This window comes from Klebsiella michiganensis (genome assembly GCA_000963575.1).
GTDB classification, from domain to species: Bacteria; Pseudomonadota; Gammaproteobacteria; order Enterobacterales; family Enterobacteriaceae; genus Cedecea; species Cedecea michiganensis_A.
In genome coordinates, this window is the sequence record CP011077.1 from 53,909 (window position 1) to 73,877 (window position 19,969).

Annotated in this window: 21 protein-coding genes; 12 read left to right on the forward strand and 9 right to left on the reverse strand. The window is 52.2% G+C overall.

The features are described from left to right. Window positions 1-13: 13 nt before the first annotated feature. Genes VW41_00250 through rfaD form a run of 3 tightly spaced genes read right to left on the reverse strand, consistent with a single transcriptional unit; the run spans window position 14 to window position 2,974 of the window. On the reverse strand, window positions 14-976 hold the full coding sequence (locus VW41_00250) for an ADP-heptose--LPS heptosyltransferase (protein AJZ87584.1): 963 nt from the start codon (window positions 974-976) through the stop codon (window positions 14-16). Then, on the reverse strand, window positions 976-2,025 hold the full coding sequence (locus tag VW41_00255) for an ADP-heptose--LPS heptosyltransferase (GenBank protein AJZ87585.1): 1,050 nt from the start codon (window positions 2,023-2,025) through the stop codon (window positions 976-978). Before VW41_00255 ends, VW41_00250 begins: the two co-directional genes overlap by 1 nt. A 16-nt stretch (window positions 2,026-2,041) precedes the next feature. Further along, window positions 2,042-2,974: an ADP-L-glycero-D-manno-heptose-6-epimerase gene (gene rfaD, locus VW41_00260; protein AJZ87586.1), complete on the reverse strand. Its 933-nt coding sequence runs from the start codon at window positions 2,972-2,974 to the stop codon at window positions 2,042-2,044. 301 nt (window positions 2,975-3,275) lie between these two features. On the opposite strand from rfaD, the gene VW41_00265 reads away from it, so the two are divergent. From VW41_00265 to tdh, 3 genes are all read left to right on the forward strand, one after another. After that, entirely contained in the window at window positions 3,276-4,133 is an 858-nt protein-coding gene (locus tag VW41_00265) for a hypothetical protein (protein ID AJZ87587.1), read from the forward strand. 280 nt (window positions 4,134-4,413) lie between these two features. Continuing rightward, complete coding sequence (locus tag VW41_00270; protein AJZ87588.1) at window positions 4,414-5,610, forward strand: 2-amino-3-ketobutyrate CoA ligase; 1,197 nt, start codon at window positions 4,414-4,416, stop codon at window positions 5,608-5,610. Window positions 5,611-5,620: 10 nt separating this feature from the next. Beyond that, window positions 5,621-6,646, forward strand: coding sequence for an L-threonine 3-dehydrogenase (gene tdh / locus VW41_00275; GenBank protein AJZ87589.1), 1,026 nt, complete (start codon window positions 5,621-5,623; stop codon window positions 6,644-6,646). 39 nt (window positions 6,647-6,685) lie between these two features. Here tdh and VW41_00280 read toward each other — a convergent pair whose 3' ends face one another. The 3 genes from VW41_00280 to VW41_00290 are packed head-to-tail and all read right to left on the reverse strand — an operon-like array spanning window position 6,686 to window position 10,444. Continuing rightward, a complete protein-coding gene (locus tag VW41_00280; GenBank protein ID AJZ87590.1) occupies window positions 6,686-7,621 on the reverse strand; it encodes a hypothetical protein in 936 nt (311 codons plus the stop codon). A gap of 3 nt (window positions 7,622-7,624) precedes the next feature. Continuing rightward, a complete protein-coding gene (locus VW41_00285; GenBank protein AJZ87591.1) occupies window positions 7,625-8,887 on the reverse strand; it encodes an AmiB activator in 1,263 nt (420 codons plus the stop codon). A gap of 9 nt (window positions 8,888-8,896) precedes the next feature. Continuing rightward, window positions 8,897-10,444 (reverse strand): phosphoglyceromutase, encoded by a 1,548-nt coding sequence (locus VW41_00290; GenBank protein AJZ87592.1) that lies wholly within the window; start codon window positions 10,442-10,444, stop codon window positions 8,897-8,899. Between the two features lie 247 nt (window positions 10,445-10,691). Between VW41_00290 and VW41_00295 the strand changes: the two genes are divergently transcribed. The 5 genes from VW41_00295 (at window position 10,692) to cysE (ending at window position 13,833) form a co-directional block, all read left to right on the forward strand. Then, window positions 10,692-11,123, forward strand: a complete 432-nt coding sequence (locus VW41_00295) for a hypothetical protein (protein AJZ87593.1) — start codon at window positions 10,692-10,694, stop codon at window positions 11,121-11,123. Window positions 11,124-11,144: 21 nt separating this feature from the next. After that, a complete protein-coding gene (locus tag VW41_00300; GenBank protein ID AJZ87594.1) occupies window positions 11,145-11,396 on the forward strand; it encodes a glutaredoxin in 252 nt (83 codons plus the stop codon). 56 nt (window positions 11,397-11,452) lie between these two features. After that, a complete protein-coding gene (locus VW41_00305) occupies window positions 11,453-11,920 on the forward strand; it encodes a preprotein translocase subunit SecB (protein ID AJZ87595.1) in 468 nt (155 codons plus the stop codon). Continuing rightward, the gene (locus tag VW41_00310; GenBank protein ID AJZ87596.1) at window positions 11,920-12,939 is read left to right on the forward strand and encodes a glycerol-3-phosphate dehydrogenase; all 1,020 of its coding nucleotides are present in this window, start codon (window positions 11,920-11,922) and stop codon (window positions 12,937-12,939) included. The genes VW41_00305 and VW41_00310 overlap by 1 nt, the downstream gene beginning before the upstream one ends. A 78-nt stretch (window positions 12,940-13,017) precedes the next feature. Further along, the gene (gene cysE / locus VW41_00315; protein AJZ87597.1) at window positions 13,018-13,833 is read left to right on the forward strand and encodes a serine acetyltransferase; all 816 of its coding nucleotides are present in this window, start codon (window positions 13,018-13,020) and stop codon (window positions 13,831-13,833) included. Here cysE and VW41_00320 read toward each other — a convergent pair. From VW41_00320 to VW41_00330, 3 genes are all read right to left on the reverse strand, one after another. Continuing rightward, on the reverse strand, window positions 13,830-14,303 hold the full coding sequence (locus VW41_00320; GenBank protein ID AJZ87598.1) for an rRNA methylase: 474 nt from the start codon (window positions 14,301-14,303) through the stop codon (window positions 13,830-13,832). The two genes, cysE and VW41_00320, sit on opposite strands and share 4 nt — an antisense overlap. A gap of 101 nt (window positions 14,304-14,404) precedes the next feature. Beyond that, entirely contained in the window at window positions 14,405-15,775 is a 1,371-nt protein-coding gene (gene cpxA / locus VW41_00325) for a two-component sensor protein (protein AJZ87599.1), read from the reverse strand. After that, window positions 15,772-16,470 carry a transcriptional regulator gene (locus VW41_00330; protein ID AJZ87600.1) on the reverse strand — a complete coding sequence of 233 codons (699 nt, stop codon included), beginning with the start codon at window positions 16,468-16,470 and terminating at the stop codon, window positions 15,772-15,774. The genes cpxA and VW41_00330 overlap by 4 nt, the downstream gene beginning before the upstream one ends. 151 nt (window positions 16,471-16,621) lie before the next feature. Between VW41_00330 and cpxP the strand changes: the two genes are divergently transcribed. The 4 genes from cpxP (at window position 16,622) to VW41_00350 (ending at window position 19,948) form a co-directional block, all read left to right on the forward strand. Then, window positions 16,622-17,131, forward strand: a complete 510-nt coding sequence (gene cpxP, locus VW41_00335; protein AJZ87601.1) for a periplasmic repressor CpxP — start codon at window positions 16,622-16,624, stop codon at window positions 17,129-17,131. Window positions 17,132-17,492: 361 nt separating this feature from the next. Next, window positions 17,493-17,795: a hypothetical protein gene (locus VW41_00340; protein AJZ87602.1), complete on the forward strand. Its 303-nt coding sequence runs from the start codon at window positions 17,493-17,495 to the stop codon at window positions 17,793-17,795. Window positions 17,796-17,900: 105 nt separating this feature from the next. Beyond that, entirely contained in the window at window positions 17,901-18,803 is a 903-nt protein-coding gene (fieF, locus tag VW41_00345; protein ID AJZ87603.1) for a ferrous iron transporter, read from the forward strand. Between the two features lie 182 nt (window positions 18,804-18,985). Continuing rightward, a complete protein-coding gene (locus tag VW41_00350; GenBank protein AJZ87604.1) occupies window positions 18,986-19,948 on the forward strand; it encodes a 6-phosphofructokinase in 963 nt (320 codons plus the stop codon). The last annotated feature ends 21 nt before the right edge of the window (window positions 19,949-19,969 follow it).

Sequence of the window (19,969 nt, forward strand, 5' to 3'; positions counted from 1 at the left end):
GAAATTCGAGTACTTACAGGCTCGTCGTAAGTTGATTAAATACTGTAGGGGCCGTTAAATCTTCAAGTTTGTTACTCGGTGAGCGACACACAATCTGATTTTTCCCATACCCACCAATAAGACCCGGATCTGTCGGTCCGTAAAGCGTCACATTCGGCCGGTCTAATGCTGCGGTAAGATGGCTTAATCCTGTATCAACGGAAACCACATATTTTGCTCCCGCCAATACTTTAGCCACTTCTTCAAGCGTCATTTTCGGTAAGACGTCGACAAAATCAAACCCTTCCGCCAACCGCTTTGCTCTTGCTTCTTCATGTGGCGCTCCCCATGGAAGCTTAATGCGAACCCCTGAACCATCCAGCAAGCCAATTAGCTCACGCCAGTGCGTCTCCGGCCAATGTTTATCATCTCGCGTAGTCGCATGTAAGAATACGGCATACTGACCATTATCCGCGTTCAGATAGTTCAGGAAATGTGGTGCGATTGCATAATCGCCCTGCCGATCGGATTTGGTATATCCCAGACTCTGAGCAAAAAGCTCACGCACGCGTTCAACCGCGTGTTGCTGCTTAGCCACGCTGTGTCTTACGTTGTAGAACAGACTGGCTAATGGCTCACGTGCGCTGTTCCAGTCCATGCCGTGCTTTATACCATGTGCCTTACGAGTGACCAGCGCCGCACTCTTTACCAGCCCTTGAGCATCGATAATGCAGTCATATTCTCTGGCCTTCAGTGCCTGATAGAATGCTTTGCGTTCGCTGCGTGTTTTAGACGCAAACCAGCTTTTACGCCAGCGACGGATCGCCACCGGGAAGACGGTATCCACGGCCGGGTGCCAGCCTGGGATCTGGGCAAAGCCTTCTTCAACTACCCAGTCGAATTTGATACCTGGAATGGCATGCATCGCATCCGTCAGCGCAGGAAGCGAGTGGAGCACATCGCCCATGGAGGACGTTTTCACGAGAAGCACACGCATCAGTCTTCCTTGCTGCTGGTTAGCAGTTCAGTCAATGTAACCAGCACGCTTTCTGGCGTGATATCGATCAGGCTCTGATGATATCCCTCTGCGGCATCGCCTTTACGGATTTTATGATAGCCACCGATCAGGCGAATAACTCTCGCTTTATGGGAAAGGGGGGGCGTAAAGTCTGGACTGCTCGGGCCATAAAGTGCCACCAGTGGGCGGTCGAGCGCAGCCGCGACGTGCATCAGGCCGGAGTCATTAGTGACTACGCCCTGACAAGCTGCGAGCAAGATAACGGCCTGTTCGAGCTGGGTATCTCCGGCAAGGTTACGGCACCATGCCTGCTGCTCAGCGGTGAGGGAAGCAAGAATCTCTTTACCCGCGTCTTTATCCTTGGCAGAGCCGAAAAGCACCACCTGATAGCCAGCATCAATGAGTTTTGCCGCGAGCGTGGCGTAGTGATAGTGCGGCCAGCGTTTTGCCGGGCCGAACTCTGCTCCCGGGCAGAAACCTATCATCGGGCGCTGTGGCTCAAGGTTAAAGGCAGCACAGGCCTGTGCTTTTTCACCTTCACTGACATGCAGTTGAGGCCAAAGTAGTGGCTGAGGGAGATCCTTAGCCGACTGCATTACGCCCTTGTCGTAACCTAAGGCGACGTAGCGTTCTACCATTAAAGGCCAGGCTTGTTTGTCCAACTTGCGGCTGTCATTCAGCAGGCCATAGCGCATTTCGCCCAGCCAGCCAGTGCGGTGAGGAATGTTGGCAAAAAAAGGAACTAGCGCAGACTTAAAGGAGTTCGGCAGAACGTAAGCACGATCATAGCGCTTATCCCGAAGGCTATGACCCAGCCGGCGACGTTCTGCGATTTGCAGCGCACCGTGGCCCAGCGGCATAGCGATCGCTTCGTTCACTTCCTGCATACGCGATAATAGCGGACGGCACCACGCGGGTGCCATCACGTCAATGATCGCCTGGGGATAACGCGCCTTGAGCGTGCGATAGAGACTTTGCGACATCATCATGTCGCCCACCCATGACGGGCCAATCACCAGAATCTTCATGCTTTCCCTGTGCAGCTTATGCGTCGCGATTTAGCCATGCCATGTATTCCGTAACCCCTTCGGCTACGGTTTTGAACGGCTTGTCGTAGCCCGCAGCGCGCAGGTTGGTTAAGTCAGCTTCGGTATAAGCCTGGTAGCGGCCCTTCAGCTTGTCCGGGAAAGGAATGTACTCGATGCTACCTTTGCTGTGGTACGCCAGCGCAGCGTCCGCCACGGCCTGGAAGGATTCTGCCCGGCCGGTACCACAGTTGAAAATACCGGAAACGCCATTTTGCCAGAACCACAGATTAACGGCGGCCACATCACCTACATAGATGAAGTCACGCTTGAAGCCGTCACTGCCTTCAAAGAGTTTAGGGTTTTCACCGTTATTCAACTGGGTGTTGAGGTGGAAGGCGACGCTAGCCATGCTGCCTTTGTGGCCTTCACGTGGCCCATAGACGTTAAAGTAGCGGAAGCCGGTCACCTGAGAGTTAGCTTCTGGCAGGATCTGGCGAACATATTCATCAAACAGGAATTTTGAGTAACCGTATACGTTCAGCGGTTGTTCATATTCGCGTGATTCGATGAAGTCTTTATTGCGCCCACCGTAGGTCGCGGCGGAAGAGGCATACAGGAACGGAATTTCACGCTCCAGGCAGTAGTGCAGAATTTCTTTAGAGTACTGATAGTTGTTGTCCATCATGTACTTGCCGTCCCACTCGGTGGTGGAGGAGCAGGCACCTTCATGGAAGATGGCGTCGATATCGCCGAACTCTTCCCCGGCCATAATCTGGATCAGGAAATCTTCCTTATCCATGTAGTCGGTGATGTCCAGGTCAACCAGGTTAACAAATTTAGTACCGTCTTTGAGGTTATCTACTACCAGGATATCGCGGTAGCCTTGCTCATTCAGGGACTTAACAATGTTGCTGCCGATCATGCCGGCGCCACCAGTAACGATGATCATAACTGTAGCCTTCAAATTATGGAGTCAGAGACAATCTCAGACATGAATGTGCATAATCATACCATTACATTTGCATCGCTTCAGCCATTTACACTATGCGCCAGGTTAGTCGTCTTGCTGGTTTAATCCAGATTGACATTACCAAGAGCTACCTACTATTTAATTTCATATTAGTTGTATTTTAATGTTTAGCGTGGGATTTTTGTATTAGTAAAAGCTGACCTGAACACAAAGTGTACTGTGTACATAGGGTAAACGAGTGTGATATAATATTTATTTATATTAATGGTTTTTATTAGCGATGAAATCATCTACCACAATTGTAACGGCTTATTTTGACCTCGGTAGAGGGGAGTGGACTGCTAATAAAGGGTTCCGTGATAATCTTGCCCGCTCTGTAGACCTTTATTTTAATTACTTCGAGAGATTGGCCGCTTTAGAAAATGATATGGTGGTATTCACTTCACCCGATCTCAAGGAAAGAGTTGAAGCTATTCGACAGGGAAAACCTACGACAGTTATTGCTATTGATATAAAAAACAAATTTAAGCACATTCGCCGTCTTATTGCTAAAATTCAGCAGGACGATGATTTTACTAATAAATTAGAGACCAGGCAATTAAAAAACCCTGAGTATTGGTCGCCAGAATATGTATTGGTCTGTAACTTAAAATCCTATTTTGTTAATAAGGCAATTAACGATGGGTTAATAAGAACGCCGCTGGTTGCATGGGTTGACTTTGGATATTGCCGAGAGGCTAAAGTAATGCGTGGTTTAAAAGTTTGGGATTTTCCATTTAATAAAAATACCATGCACCTTTTTACCATCAAGAAAGGGTTGAATGTCACGTCGTTGAAACAGGCATTTGACTTTATGATTGGTAACCATGTCTATATTATCGGTGGTGCTATTGTTGGCTCTCAGGATAAATGGAAAGAATTTTATTCTCTGGTAACGCAAAGTCAGAAGATTACACTGGAAAATAATATTGTTGATGATGACCAGGGCATATTTGTTCTCAGCTATTATAAACGCCCTGAATTATTCACCCTGAATTATCTTGGGAAAGGAAAATGGTTCGATCTGTTCCGTTGCTTCAGGCACTCTGCTTTTGGTGCCAGACTGCAGGCGCTTAGAATTTTTCTCTCCAGGAAGTAGCCCTCTTGCTGAAGTGAAAATCATCTGAACATGATTTCAACAGGTTGGGTGGGGGTAGATTCATCTGACCTTTTAATATCGTAAAGAGTTCAATTTTCAATTTACATTCAATGCCTTATCTTTTTTATTCCCCCAGTTAACATACCGTTAAAAGCCCCGGCTGTTCGTGCTTTCTTGCGTGATTTATCCTGCAAAATTAAGAATCCCTGAAGCGTCATCTCGCCTGGTGATATAGGTTTGGGTAATATGTGCCAAAAATTGCCATGTCTGGAGAATCGCGATGCGCGAAGATTTTTACCAACAGCTGACTTCCCAACTCGAAACGGCTCGAGCGGAAGGGCTTTTTAAAGAAGAACGTATCATCACCTCCGCTCAGCAGGCGGATATCACCGTCGCTGACGGCAGCCACGTTATTAACTTCTGCGCCAATAACTATCTGGGCCTTGCAAACCATCCGCAGCTGATTGAAGCGGCAAAGCACGGGATGGATAAACACGGCTTTGGTATGGCTTCGGTCCGCTTCATTTGTGGAACTCAGGACAGCCATAAACAGTTGGAAAGCAAGCTGGCAGATTTCCTGGGAACGGACGATGCGATTCTGTACTCCTCCTGCTTCGACGCCAATGGTGGCCTGTTTGAGACGCTGCTCGGGCCAGAAGACGCCATCATCTCTGATGCGCTAAACCATGCTTCAATTATTGATGGTGTTCGCCTGTGCAAAGCGCAGCGCTATCGCTACGCCAATAACGACATGCAGGAGCTGGAAGATCGCCTGAAAGAGGCTCGCGCGGCAGGTGCTCGCCACGTGATGATCGCCACCGACGGCGTATTCTCGATGGACGGTGTGATTGCCAACCTGCAGGGGGTGTGTGACCTGGCTGACAAGTACAACGCGCTGGTGATGGTGGATGACTCTCACGCCGTGGGCTTTGTGGGCGCTAACGGGCGCGGTACGCACGAATACTGCGATGTCATGGACCGCGTTGATATTATCACCGGTACGCTGGGCAAAGCGCTGGGTGGTGCTTCTGGCGGCTATACCGCAGGACGCAAAGAAGTTATCGAGTGGCTGCGCCAGCGCTCTCGGCCTTATCTATTCTCTAACTCACTCGCTCCGGCCATTGTTTCGGCCTCCATTAAGGTTCTGGAGATGCTGGAGTCAGGTGAAGAGCTGCGTGAACGCCTGTGGTCAAATGCCCGCCTGTTCCGCGAAAAAATGAGTGCAGCCGGGTTTACGCTTGCTGGTGCCGATCACGCCATTATCCCGGTGATGCTTGGCGAAGCGGTTGTGGCGCAGAACTTTGCGCGTGAGCTACAAAAAGAAGGTATTTACGTCACCGGTTTCTTCTACCCGGTGGTGCCAAAAGGTCAGGCGCGTATACGCACCCAAATGTCGGCGGCGCATACCCCTGAGCAAATTGAACGTGCGGTAGATGCGTTTACGCGCATCGGTAAGCAATTAGGCGTTATCGCTTAAGGGAGCGGTCATGAAAGCATTAGCAAAACTGAAAGCGGAAGAAGGCATCTGGATGACGGATGCTCCTAAGCCGGAGATGGGTCATAACGATCTGCTGATCAAAATTCGTAAAACGGCGATTTGCGGGACCGACGTCCATATTTACAACTGGGACGAATGGTCGCAAAAAACCATTCCTGTTCCTATGGTTGTGGGCCACGAATATGTGGGTGAAGTGGTCGGCATTGGCCAGGAAGTGAAAGGTTTTAAGATTGGCGATCGCGTTTCCGGCGAAGGGCACATCACCTGTGGCCACTGCCGTAACTGCCGCGGCGGGCGCACCCACCTGTGCCGCAACACCACCGGGGTTGGTGTGAACCGCCCAGGCTGTTTTGCTGAGTATTTGGTGATCCCGGCATTTAATGCGTTCAAGATTCCGGACAATATCTCAGACGACCTGGCTTCCATCTTCGACCCGTTCGGCAACGCAGTGCACACGGCACTTTCGTTCGACCTGGTGGGCGAAGATGTACTGGTCTCCGGCGCTGGCCCTATCGGGATCATGGCCGCGGCAGTAGCGAAGCATGTTGGTGCGCGTAACGTGGTGATTACCGACGTGAACGAATATCGCCTCGAGCTGGCGCGTGAAATGGGTATTACTCGCGCGGTTAACGTCAGTAAAGAAAGCCTGCAGGACGTGATGAGCGAGCTGGGGATGACCGAAGGGTTTGACGTGGGGCTGGAGATGTCCGGTGCGCCACCGGCGTTCCGCACCATGCTGGATACCATGAATCACGGTGGCCGCATTGCGATGCTGGGCATCCCGCCATCAGATATGTCTATCGACTGGACCAAGGTTATCTTTAAAGGGCTGTTTATTAAAGGTATCTATGGGCGCGAGATGTTTGAAACCTGGTACAAGATGGCCGCACTGATTCAGTCTGGCCTGGATCTGTCCCCGATTATCACCCACCGCTTCTCCATCGATGAGTTCCAGAAAGGCTTTGACGCGATGCGCTCCGGTCAGTCCGGCAAAGTTATCCTCAGCTGGGATTAATCATTAAGCCAGAGGGCATCGCGCCCTCTGGTTTTTCAATCAGGCCTGTTTGCCCCAACCTTGCCACTGATGCTGGAGATATTTCACCAGCGCGCTCTCGGCAATACTTTCGCTGATAACCTTGAAGTAGACGATGGCGTACACCGGCTCGATAGGCTGTTTCGGTTTACACAGCTTCACGCCACGGAATGGGTTACGCGGTGGTGGCAGTTTGCCCGGCTGCGTATTATTTGGCGTCGAGTTATCTACCTGTGGCTCATTAAGCAGGCTGCTCGGGCGCACCAGAGTAATGTCCGGCGGAAGGTTATAGACCATCTGCTGGAGGACGCGAACGGTTGAGGGATGGGGGTGACCGATGGCGATCGCTGATCCGGTTTTGCGAGCCAGCTGGATAGCGCGGTTGAACTGAAAGCGAATATCCGCTTCGTTCTGAGTATCGTCGAGGAATACTTTGCGCTTAATGACTTTGACACGAGTCCCGGCCGCAGCGCGCGTGGCCTGGCTGTTACCGATGGTCATGCTGTCCAGGAAATAGAGATTGTACTGCTCCAGCGACTGCATCACCTTTTGCATACCGAACAGGCTGGAGGTCATCGCGCTGCCCATATGGTTATTCATCCCAACCGCATAAGGGACTTTGTTCACCGCGTCGCGAATAATTCTCTCGATCTCGCTGCTGCTCATGTCCGGGCGTAAAGTATCTTTCTCAAGCGGCTGCTTGCTGAGCGGTGCCATCGGCAGATGGATCAGGACTTCGTGCCCGGCGTTATGGGCTTTAGTGGCCATTTCACGAGCGTGAGGCGCATTGGGCAGCACGGCAACGGAGACGTTAGTCGGCAAGGCCAGTACCTGGTTTTCCTGCTGAGGACGATAGCCAAAGTCATCAATAACAATCGAGAGCTTACCGGCCCATGCGGAGGTTGCCAGCATTAGCCCGCTGGCGGTGGCGAAAAAAACGGTGCGAAACTGAGGCAAAACTTATCTTCCCAACCACGGTTGTGGATTGACTGCCTGGCCCTGGCGACGAATTTCGAAATAGAGTGACGGACGGCCCTGGCCGCCACTGCTACCGACCAAGGCAATAGGTTGTCCGGCACGTACCTGGGTGCCGACGCTGACCAACGCGCTTTGGTTGTAGCCGTAGAGACTCATATCGCCTTTACCGTGTTCAATAACGACCACAAGGCCGTAGCCCTGCAGCCAGTCGGCAAGGATCACGCGTCCATCGGCAATGGCTTTAACTTCCGTGCCTTCCGACGCCGCAATAACGATACCTTTCCAACGTAGTTCACCTTGCAGCTGTTCGCCATAACGATGCAGCAACGAGCCGCGTACTGGCCAGTAAGCCTGCCCGCGTGGCGCTCCCAGGCCACCTGTCCTCGACATCAGCGAACGCTCGCTTTCGGTAGGCTTGTAGGTTGTGCCTTTATTGGAGGCTTCCTGTTGCTTATTGCGCACCTGCTCTGCCTCGCGTGCCTCACGCTCGGCGCGCGCTTTTGCCGCGGCTTCTGCGCGGGCAATCTGATTCTGCAAGCGCGCCTGGTTCTGGCGCATTTCGCTCAGCTTCTGCTGATCCTGCTGAATGGAGGACTCAAGGCCTGCCAGGGTCTTTTTGCGTTCGTTGCGGGCGCTTTCCAGTTTGGCCTGCTGCGCCTGCTGGTCGTACAGCAACGTTTGCTGCTCACTCTGCTTACTTTCCAGCTCGACTTTCTGCTGAGCGGCTTCCGCTTTGGTCTGCTTTAACTCTTCGATAGTCTGCTGGCGCGCAGCGTTAAGATAGCCAAAATAGGCCTGCAGTCGCTGGCCTCGCTGGCTTTCTTCACCGCTGAGAATCAACTGAATACCGGTATGCTGACCCTGACGAAACGCAGCATCCAGCTGAGCGGCCAGGTTACGTTCCTGAGTCGCCTGCTGTTTTTGAAGTTTTGCTAGTGAGTTGTTCAGCGTCGCGATTTGATTGTTTAAATCCGCGAGAGTGTTCTGGGTTTCACGCAGCTTGCGGCTGGCCGCAGAAATTGCTTCTTCCTGCGCTTTTAGCTGAGCGAGTAAAACGGAACGTTGCTGCTGTTGCTGACGTACCGCACGCTCTTTGGCGGCGATATCCTGCTGAATGGATTGCAGCTGCTGCTTGTCGTCAGCATGGCTGGAAAAAGGCAATAACAAGACGCCAGCGCTAAACACGCTGGCGTAGATAACGGGCTTCACAGCCCATGTCTTTGAAAAAATCGCCTTTCCCCTCATGGGGAGGGATTATTCCACGATGAACAGCGGCTTGCCAGTCATCTCGTGCGGGATTTCCATTCCCATCAGGCTCAACATGGTTGGCGCGATGTCAGAGAGCTTGCCGCCAGCGACAGCTTTCAGGTTTTTCTTACCTACGTAGATCAGCGGAACCGGCAGGCTGGTATGCGCAGTATGTGCCTGGCCGGTAGCCGGGTCGCGCATTTGCTCTGCGTTGCCGTGGTCTGCGGTGATCAACAGCTGACCGCCAACGGCCTCAACGGCATTAACCACCTGAGCAACGCAATTATCCAGCGCCTCAACGGCGGAAATCGCAGCATCATAAACGCCGGTATGACCGACCATGTCACCGTTCGGGTAGTTGCAGATGATGGTATCGTATTTACCGCTGTTGATGGCGCTCAGCAGCTTGTCAGTCAGCTCTGCGGAGCTCATTTCAGGCTGCAGATCGTAGGTTGCCACTTTCGGTGAATTCACCAGCACGCGGTCTTCACCAGCGAACGGCTCTTCAACCCCGCCGTTGTAGAAGAAGGTTACGTGGGCGTATTTCTCGGTTTCGGAGATGCGCAGCTGGGTTTTGTTGTGCTTCGCCATCCACTCGCCAAAAGTATTGGTCAGTGAAGCTGGTGGGTAAGCGCAGGCCGTTTTAATGTCTGCGGCATATTCAGTCAGCATCACGAAGTCGCCAAACTGCACCACTTTTTTGCGGCTGAAACCGTCGAAATCGGCGTTAACAAAGGCGCGGGTGATCTGACGGGCACGGTCCGCACGGAAGTTCATGAAAATTAATGCATCGCCGTCATTCATAGCGGATTCGACTTCGCCTGCGGCGCGGATGACCGTTGGCTTAACGAATTCATCGTTTTCATCACGGGCATAAGCGGCTTCGAGACCGGCAACGGCGTTGTCTGCCTGAAACTCACCTTTGGCCTGAGTCATCAGGTCATAGGCCAGTTCAACGCGATCCCAGCGGTTGTCGCGGTCCATCGCGTAATAGCGGCCAATCAGCGTTGCTACACGGCCTTTGCCGAGCTCAGCGAATTTGTCGGCAAATTTCTTCAGGGAAGACTCAGCACTGCGTGGCGGCGTGTCGCGGCCATCAAGGAAAGCATGCAGATAGATAGCTTCTGCTCCTCGTTCTGCTGCCAGCTCTATCATCGCCAGAATATGGTCTTCATGACTGTGAACGCCGCCTGGAGAAACCAGGCCCATGATATGCACGGCTTTACCGGCGGAAACGGCTTTGTCGACTGCACCAGTCAATACCGGGTTATTAAAGAAAGTACGTTCTTTAATTTCAACATCCAGGCGAGTCAGATCCTGATAAACGATGCGGCCAGCACCGAGGTTGACGTGGCCCACTTCGGAGTTGCCCATTTGCCCGTCTGGCAGACCGACTTCCAGGCCAGACGCATTGATCAAGGTATGTGGTCGCTGGGCCCACAGGCTATCCATCACCGGCGTTTTAGCATTAAGAATCGCGTTATCCTGCTGCTCTTCACGGTGGCCATAGCCATCGAGAATCACCAGGACCATAGGTTTTTTAGTAACCGACATTGCAACAACCTCTGAGTCTAAGACAAAATTTGCGTAATTTTACTACAGCCGATCTCGTCGAATAGCCGCAGAAGATCAAAGAAAGAGGCCGGATGGCGATCGGATTTCATCAGTCTGGTTCTTTTTTTTCGTAACAGCCCGCAGAATCCACATAACATTATTCAGACTGGCTGTAATTGCCACAACGCGAAGGTATACTCCCCACCTGGTTTTCTCATCATTACTTAGTCGGGAGTTACTACCCCCCATGCAAGAAATTATGCAATTCGTTGGCCGCCACCCCATACTTAGTCTGGCGTGGGTTGGTCTGCTGGCCGCGGTACTTTTCATGACCTTTAAAGGCCTGGCTTCTAAAGTCAAAGTGATCACCCGCGGGGAAGCCACTCGCTTAATTAACAAAGAAGATGCGGTGGTTGTCGATGTACGCCAGCGTGATGATTTCCGTAAAGGCCACATTGCGAATTCACTGAACGTGCTGCCAACTGAAATCAAAAGCGGCAATTTTGGTGAGCTTGAAAAACACAAAGCGAAGCCCATTATTGTGGTATGCGCTAACGGTGTTTCTTCACAAGAATCAGCGGCTTTGTTGCACAAGGCTGGCTTTGAGCAGGTTGCGCTGTTAAAAGAAGGTATTGCTGGCTGGAGCGGGGAAAACCTGCCGCTGGTTCGCGGTAAATAATCTGGAAAACTGAGGTAAACCATGGCGAACATCGAGATCTATACCAAAGCGACTTGTCCTTTTTGCCACCGTGCAAAAGCCCTGCTGAATGAAAAAGGCGTGGCGTTCCAGGAATTACCTATTGATGGTGATGCCGCTAAGCGGGAAGAGATGATCAAACGCAGTGGCCGCACCACGGTACCGCAGATTTTTATTGACGCACAGCACATTGGCGGTTGCGATGACTTGTACGCACTGGATGCGCGTGGTGGACTCGATCCCCTGCTGAGCTAGTGCGGTTTGTCTGCCGTGTATCGCAGAGTAAGGACGTTTAAATTTAAGGGTTAACAATGTCAGAACAAAACAATACAGAAATGGGTTTCCAGATTCAGCGTGTTTACACCAAGGATGTCTCTTTCGAAGCACCTAACGCGCCGCACGTTTTCCAGAAAGACTGGCAGCCAGAAGTAAAACTGGATCTGGATACTGCGTCCAGCCAGCTGGCTGAAAATGTTTATGAAGTTGTGTTGCGCGTAACCGTGACCGCTACGCTGGGCGAAGACACCGCTTTCCTGTGCGAAGTTCAGCAGGCGGGTATCTTCTCCGTTGAAGGCATCGAAGGCACGCAGCTGGCGCATTGCCTGGGTGCATACTGCCCGAACATTCTGTTCCCGTATGCGCGTGAATGTATCACTAGCCTGGTTTCTCGCGGTACTTTCCCTCAGCTGAACCTTGCACCGGTTAACTTCGATGCGTTGTTCATGAACTATCTGCAGCAGCAAGCTGGCGAAGGTGCTGAAAACCATCAGGATGCCTGATGAACAGCCTTAATGCTTCAATGACTGTTATCGGTGCCGGCTCTTACGGCACCGCTCTCGCTATCACCCTTGCGAGAAACGGCCACCACGTTGTGCTGTGGGGCCATGATGCCAAACATATTGCTACTCTGCAGGCCGATCGCTGCAATGTGGCATTCCTGCCCGATGTTCCTTTTCCTGACACCCTGCATCTCGAGAGTGATTTAGCCTCTGCGCTGGCCGCCAGCCGCAATATTTTGGTGGTCGTACCGAGCCATGTGTTCGGGCAAGTGTTACGCCAAATCAAGCCGCTGATGCGCCCGGACGCACGTATTGTGTGGGCGACAAAAGGGCTGGAAGCTGAAACGGGTCGATTACTGCAGGACGTTGCCCGTGAGGCGCTGGGTGATGATGTTCCTCTGGCCGTTATTTCTGGCCCGACATTCGCTAAAGAGCTGGCAGCAGGTTTACCGACGGCGATTGCGCTTGCGGCGACCGATGACCAGTTTGCGGATGATCTCCAGCATCTGCTGCACTGTGGTAAAAGTTTCCGCGTCTACAGCAATCCCGATTTCATCGGCGTTCAGCTTGGCGGTGCGGTTAAAAACGTGATCGCTATTGGCGCAGGGATGTCAGACGGCATCGGGTTCGGCGCCAACGCACGTACGGCGCTTATTACGCGTGGTCTCGCTGAGATGACGCGCCTGGGCAGCGCGCTTGGTGCTTCGCCGGAAACCTTTATGGGGATGGCTGGCCTGGGCGATCTGGTGCTGACCTGTACCGACAACCAGTCCCGTAACCGTCGCTTCGGCATGATGCTCGGTCAGGGAATGGATGTGGACGGCGCACAGCAAAAGATTGGCCAGGTGGTTGAAGGCTATCGCAATACGAAAGAAGTTCGCGAGCTGGCGGCTCGGGTAGGCGTCGAAATGCCAATAACCGAGGAAATTTATCAGGTATTGTATTGCGGAAAAAATGCGCGCGAGGCAGCATTAACGTTGCTTGGTCGTACTCGTAAGGATGAACGAAGCGGCAAATGAAGGATCGCTTAATACACCGCAATAACTGAAACGTCCCGACCCTGGTGTCGGGCGTTGTTTTTATGTCTGGAGAGAGCAATGTCGTCTGAAGAACTGGATTTGGTGTGGAGCAATATTAAAGCCGAAGCGCGAGCGCTTGCGGATTGTGAACCCATGTTGGCCAGTTTTTATCATGCGACGCTCCTCAAGCACGATAATCTTGGGAATGCGCTCAGCTATATGTTAGCCAATAAGCTGGCTTCGCCGATTATGCCGGCCATTGCCATTCGCGAGGTTGTTGAAGAGGCTTACGCGGCCGATCCGCAGATGATTGCTTCTGCCGCTTGTGACATTCAGGCCGTACGCACCCGTGACCCGGCGGTAGACAAATATTCAACGCCGCTGCTTTATCTTAAAGGCTTTCATGCTTTACAGGCGTACCGAATTGGTCACTGGCTTTGGCTACAGGGGCGACAGGCGCTGGCTATTTTCTTGCAGAACCAGGTTTCAGTCTCTTTTCAGGTAGATATTCACCCGGCGGCAAAAATCGGTTGTGGGATCATGCTTGATCATGCCACCGGGATTGTTATCGGTGAGACAGCGGTCGTCGAAAACGATGTATCTATTCTGCAATCGGTCACGCTGGGCGGTACCGGTAAAACCAGTGGCGATCGCCATCCGAAGATCCGCGAAGGCGTGATGATTGGCGCTGGCGCAAAAATCCTTGGCAATATCGAAGTTGGCGTTGGCGCAAAAATTGGCGCAGGCTCCGTCGTGCTACAGCCTGTTCCGCCGCACACAACGGCTGCTGGTGTACCGGCTCGGATCGTGGGCACACCTGGCAGCGATAAACCGGCAATCGATATGGATCAGCACTTCAACGGCGCAGGCTTTGAGTACGGAGACGGTATCTAACTTCTGAGAACGGCGCCCTGATATCCCAGTTGGCGCCAGGCCTCATAGACCACCACGGACACCGAGTTAGAGAGGTTCATGCTGCGGCTGTCCGGCATCATCGGGATGCGGATCTTCTGTTCAGGCGGCATGGCATTCAGTATCTCCGCTGGCAGCCCACGAGTTTCCGGGCCAAACATCAAATAATCCCCAGCCTGATAGCTTACAGCACTGTGGGCGGGCGTTCCCTTGGTTGTTAAAGCAAACAGGCGCTGAGGCTTTTCGGTTTCCAGAAAAGCGTTGTAGTCACGATGGCGCAGGACAGTCGTAAATTCGTGATAATCCAGACCCGCGCGGCGAAGGCGCTTATCATCCCAGGGGAAGCCCATAGGCTCAATGATGTGCAGGCGGAAACCGGTATTGGCGCACAGGCGGATAATGTTCCCGGTATTGGGTGGAATTTCTGGCTCAAACAAAACGATATTTAACATACAACCCCCATCGACTAGGGGCGCAGAATAGCAAAATTGCTATCGGGCAGAAACGAAAACAGGCTCCGTAGAGCCTGCTATGGCTGGTGGTTACCCTGTTATCAGCGGTGATAAAGCGGTAGCCAGAGCGTCAGACGTAGGCCGCCGAGGGGGCTGTCGTCGGCTTTTACCCAGCCACGGTGTTGCTGCACGGCAGTTTCAACGATGGCCAAACCGAGTCCTGTTCCACCCGATTCTCTATCGCGTGCTTCATCCGTACGATAAAACGGACGGAAGATTTGCTCTCTGTCTTCTGGGCTGACGCCCGGACCGTCATCGTCAACGGTGACGGTAATACCCTGATTATCGACGGAGAAATTCACCGCTATCTTGGTGTGCGAGTAACGCAGAGCATTGCGGACAATATTCTCAAGCGCACTTTCCAGCGCATTCGGGTTACCGTACATTAGCCACGGGCCCGGCGGGTAAGTGACTTCCAGTGATTTGCCCATCTGCTCGGCTTCAAAAGCGGCGTTATCCAGCATCTCTGTCCAGATTTGATTGGCTTTCATGGTCTCGCTAACCAGCGCGTTTTTTTGCTGATTGCGCGACATGACCAGCAGATCATTAATCATACCGTCCAGGCGCTGGGCTTCCGTCTCGATGCGCCCCAGTTCTTTACTCTCTCCGCTGCGCCGACGAAGCAGCGCCGTGCCGAGCTGTAGGCGGGTTAAAGGCGTGCGCAGCTCATGAGAGATATCAGACAGCAGCCTTTGCTGCGCCGTCATCATTCTCTCCAGAGCGGTTACCATCTGGTTGAAGCTCGCGCCAGCGGCCTGGAACTCTTGCGGCCCGGCTTCCAGTTCCGGATGCTGGCGCAGGTTGCCCTGGGCCACTTCATCTGCGGCATTCTTCAGCTTACGCGCGGGTTTCGCCAGGCTCCACGCTAACCAGAGCAACAATGGAGAACTTACCAGCATCGTGACAATGAGCAGTAAGAGAGGGCGGTCGAACAGCAGGTTGATAAAGTCAGATTGCGAGCTGCTGGCCGGTCGAATCAAATAAAGCTGGTAGTTATCTTCGCCGTCACGTACTGAAAATGGCCCCACCAGCTCAACCCGACCATATTTCTTTTTCTGGGGATGATCGGCGTTATCGGATTGACCGATAAAGTTACGGATAATCTGCATTTCGTTGCGTTGGGCGCCAATGACGCGCCCTTCGCTGGTGACCAGCAGCAGACGCTGGCCAGGAGGTGCCCATTTGTCGATTGCACGGAATAAGCGCCGCCACCACATCAAGTCATTCGGTGGGTCGGTTGCCAGTTCAGCTTCGACGTGTTGCTCAATCATGTAGCCCTGACGTTGCTCATTTTCCATCAGCTCGGTCATCTGGCGTGAATCCAGCTTCGGCAACATTAAAACTAACATCAGTACCAGAGCCAGCGTCAGCCAGAAGATGGCAAAAATGCGCGCGGTAAGGCTACTTATCATGAAGCGGAAACCATCAGATAACCACGGCCACGTAAGGTTTTAAACCACGGATGGCCATCTTTGCGATCCGGCAATTTACGACGCAGGTTGGAAATATGCATGTCGATTGCACGGTCAAATGGTGTTAAGCGTTTACCCAAAACTTCCTGACTCAGGTGTTCACGCGAAACCACCTGGCCCAGATGCTGAGCAAGGAGATACAGCAGCGTGAACTCGGTACCGGTTAAGTCCAGCGCCTGCCCGTCGAAGCTGGCTTCCTGGCGGCCAGGATTGAGGCTCAGCCCATCGACTTCTACCGTCGGTGAACTGCTGTCGCTGTTTTGTTGCTGCTCGCTCCAGTGTGAACGTCGCAGGATGGCGCGAATACGGGCGACCAGCTCGCGATCGTTAAAGGGTTTCGGTAAGTAGTCATCGGCACCCAGCTCAAGGCCGAGCACGCGGTCAAGTTCGCTACCGCGAGCGGTAAGCATAATGACTGGTGTCTGGTGTGTCTGGCGAAGCTCTTTCAAAGTATCAATGCCGTTTTTCTTGGGCATCATTACGTCGAGCAATAACAGGTCGATGCTGTCGTCCAGAAGCGTTAACGCTTGCTCACCATCGTGAGCAACAATCACGTCAAAACCTTCCATGTCGAGCAATTCCTTTAGCAGGGAAGTCAGCTCTCGGTCATCATCAACTAACAGGATTTTATTCATTGTGAAATTACCTCCGAGGCAGAAATTACGTCATCAAGGCGCGCTAATCCATGACTTTACGTTGTTTTACACCCCCTGACGCTAGTTTGCAGCGGGAATCGTAGACTGGCTCTCGTTGAATCGCAGCACACACAGATTTTGGGAGCAAGTGATGCGCAATGTTACCGCTGTCGTCATGGCCTCAACACTGGCATTTATCTCGTTAGCCAGCCTGGCCGCTGATTTGCCGACCGGCGTTAACTGCCCACAGAGCGACAATCTGGCGAAACGAAACAACGCTCAGAATCACATGTTTGACGGCATAAGTTTGACTGAGCAACAACGCCAACAGATGCGAGATCTTATGCACCGGGCAAGGCATGATAGCCCACCCGTTAATGTTAGCGAAATGGAGATCATGCATCGCCTGGTCACCGCAGATAAATTTGATGAAGTGGCAGTGAAAGCTCAGGCAGAAAAAATGGCACAAGAACAGGTTGCCCGCCAGGTCGAGATGGCAAAAGTACGCAACCAAATGTACCACTTACTCAGCCCGGAACAGCAAGCCGCTTTAAATGAGAAACACCAGCAGCGCATGGACAATCTCCGTGAACTGTCGGAACTGCAGCAGGGCATTTCGCTGCAGGCCATGAGTAGTAGCAGTACCCGTAGTAACCAGTAACAAACCCTGTTTTCCTTGCCATAGACACCATCCCTGTCTTCCCCGCCTCACCAGGCGGGTTTTTTTTTATCAAAATCTTACAACCAAAATAACGCAACCCGGCGTTGGCGTGCGGTGCTATGCAGGGAAGGGCGTAATATGAATGGTGATACCGAATACGTGGGCAAAGAATCTTAATAGAAAATGATCCGGCCATCTCTTAAACTAAAGTGCGAATCTCATTAGCCGCGATGAAGCGTCCTGCTTATCGGTGAAAAATGTTACTTATATCAGCCGCTACTACACATGCTGTTTGGTTATTTTTGACTTCGCCTTGTCGATAAAATATTTAGACTGAAAATAAATTAATTATGGAGTGATTATGTCTGGGATGGTTTTTTGCCGTGGTTGCGGTAAAGAAATTCACGAGACGGCTAAAGCCTGTCCGCAGTGTGGTGCACCACAGCTAACGCAGGTGCAAGGTAATAAAAATCGTATTGCAGCCGCGCTACTGGCCTTCTTCCTCGGTGGTTTTGGGGTGCATAAATTTTATTTGGGAAAAATTGGTCAGGGATTCCTTTATCTGATCTTCTGCTGGACCTTTATCCCTGCGCTGATTGCTTTTGTTGAATTCATTTTGTACCTGTGCTCGTCTGACGAAGATTTCGCCAGAAAGTATGGTTGAGTGAAGTGCGTTTCTAAAAGAAACCCGCCTATCCCGGCGGGTTTTTTTTGCCTGATGCTCAGAGTAGATCCGCTATACTAGCGGCATTCACCTGCGGGAGCCCCCATGAATCAACAATATGGGCAGCTGGTTAGTCGGGCTGCAATTGCAGCGACCGTCATGGCGTCGCTGTTACTGTTAATTAAAATTTTCGCCTGGTGGTATACCGGCTCGGTCAGTATCCTGGCGGCGTTGGTAGACTCACTGGTTGATATTGCCGCTTCATTAACGAATCTGTTGGTGGTTCGCTACTCGCTGCAGCCGGCGGACGAAGAGCACACGTTTGGTCACGGTAAAGCGGAGTCGCTGGCCGCGCTCGCACAAAGTATGTTTATTTCGGGATCGGCCTTGTTCTTGTTTTTAACCGGTATTCAGCACCTGGCGGATCCTTCCCCGATGAAAGATCCTGGGATTGGCGTTGCGGTGACGATTGTGGCACTGATAAGCACCCTACTTTTGGTGACGTTCCAGCGCTGGGTGGTGCGAAAAACGCAAAGCCAGGCCGTCCGGGCCGATATGCTTCATTATCAGTCTGATGTTATGATGAATGGCGCAATTCTTATTGCGCTGGCCTTATCCTGGTATGGTTGGCACCGTGCGGATTCGCTGTTTGCTTTGGGTATTGGCGTGTACATTTTGTATAGCGCACTGCAAATGGGCTATGAAGCCGTGCAATCGCTGCTTGATCGGGCGTTACCAGACGAGGAACGTCAGGCTATTATTGATATCGTGAATGCGTGGCCCGGCGTTAGAGGAGCCCACGATCTCCGAACGCGGCAGTCAGGGCCGACCCGCTTTATACAGCTTCATATTGAGATGGAAGATAATTTGCCGCTGGTTCAGGCACATGTTGTTGCTGAACAGGTGGAGCAGGCGATTCTGCATCGTTTCCCGGGATCGGATGTGATTATCCATCAGGACCCTTGCTCTGTTGTTCCGACGGGACGGCAGGGGCATTTCGAGCTTTAGTTTTACGTTGGAAAGTTGGCGCTGATTGGCAGTTTTTGCATAATGTACCGCCATTTGGCCTGACCTGAATCAATTCAGCTGGAAGCCGTTGTTATACTATTTGGGCAGCGTCGAAGCTTCGGATTGCCCGCAGCGTTTTCCGGCAACAGGATTAATTTTGCTTTCAAAGTTCAGAGGTAGTCATGATCAAAAAAATTGGTGTGTTGACGAGCGGCGGCGATGCGCCGGGCATGAACGCGGCGATCCGCGGTGTGGTGCGTGCAGCACTGTCAGAAGGCCTGGAAGTCATGGGTGTTTATGATGGCTACTTGGGTCTGTACGAAGATCGCATGGTACAGCTGGACCGCTACAGCGTGTCCGACATGATCAACCGGGGCGGTACTTTCCTCGGTTCTGCTCGCTTCCCTGAGTTCCGCGATGAAAACGTTCGCGCCGTGGCTATCGAAAACCTGAAAAAACGCGGCATTGATGCTCTCGTGGTTATCGGTGGTGATGGCTCTTACATGGGGGCTATGCGCCTGACCGAAATGGGCTTCCCTTGCATCGGCCTGCCAGGCACCATTGATAACGATATCAAAGGCACCGACTACACCATCGGTTACTTCACCGCCCTGGAAACCGTGGTTGAAGCGATTGACCGTCTGCGTGATACCTCCTCTTCACACCAGCGTATCTCCATCGTTGAAGTGATGGGGCGCTACTGCGGTGACTTAACCCTTGCTGCGGCTATCGCCGGTGGCTGCGAGTTTGTGGTGCTGCCGGAAGTTGAATTCAGTCGCGAAGATCTGGTGGCAGAAATCAAAGCCGGGATTGCGAAAGGTAAGAAACACGCCATTGTTGCCATCACCGAGCATATTTGTGATGTCGATGAGCTGGCTAAATACATCGAAACCGAAACCAAGCGTGAAACCCGTGCAACCGTTCTGGGCCACATTCAGCGCGGCGGTTCTCCGGTAGCGTATGACCGTATCCTGGCGTCACGCATGGGGGCTTACTCCATCGAACTGCTGCTGCAGGGCTTTGGTGGTCGTTGCGTAGGTATTCAGAACGAAAAACTGGTTCACCATGACATCATCGACGCCATTGAAAACATGAAGCGTCCGTTTAAAGGTGACTGGCTGGATTGCGCTAAAAAGCTGTACTAAGCCGAGCTGCTATCAGCGAAA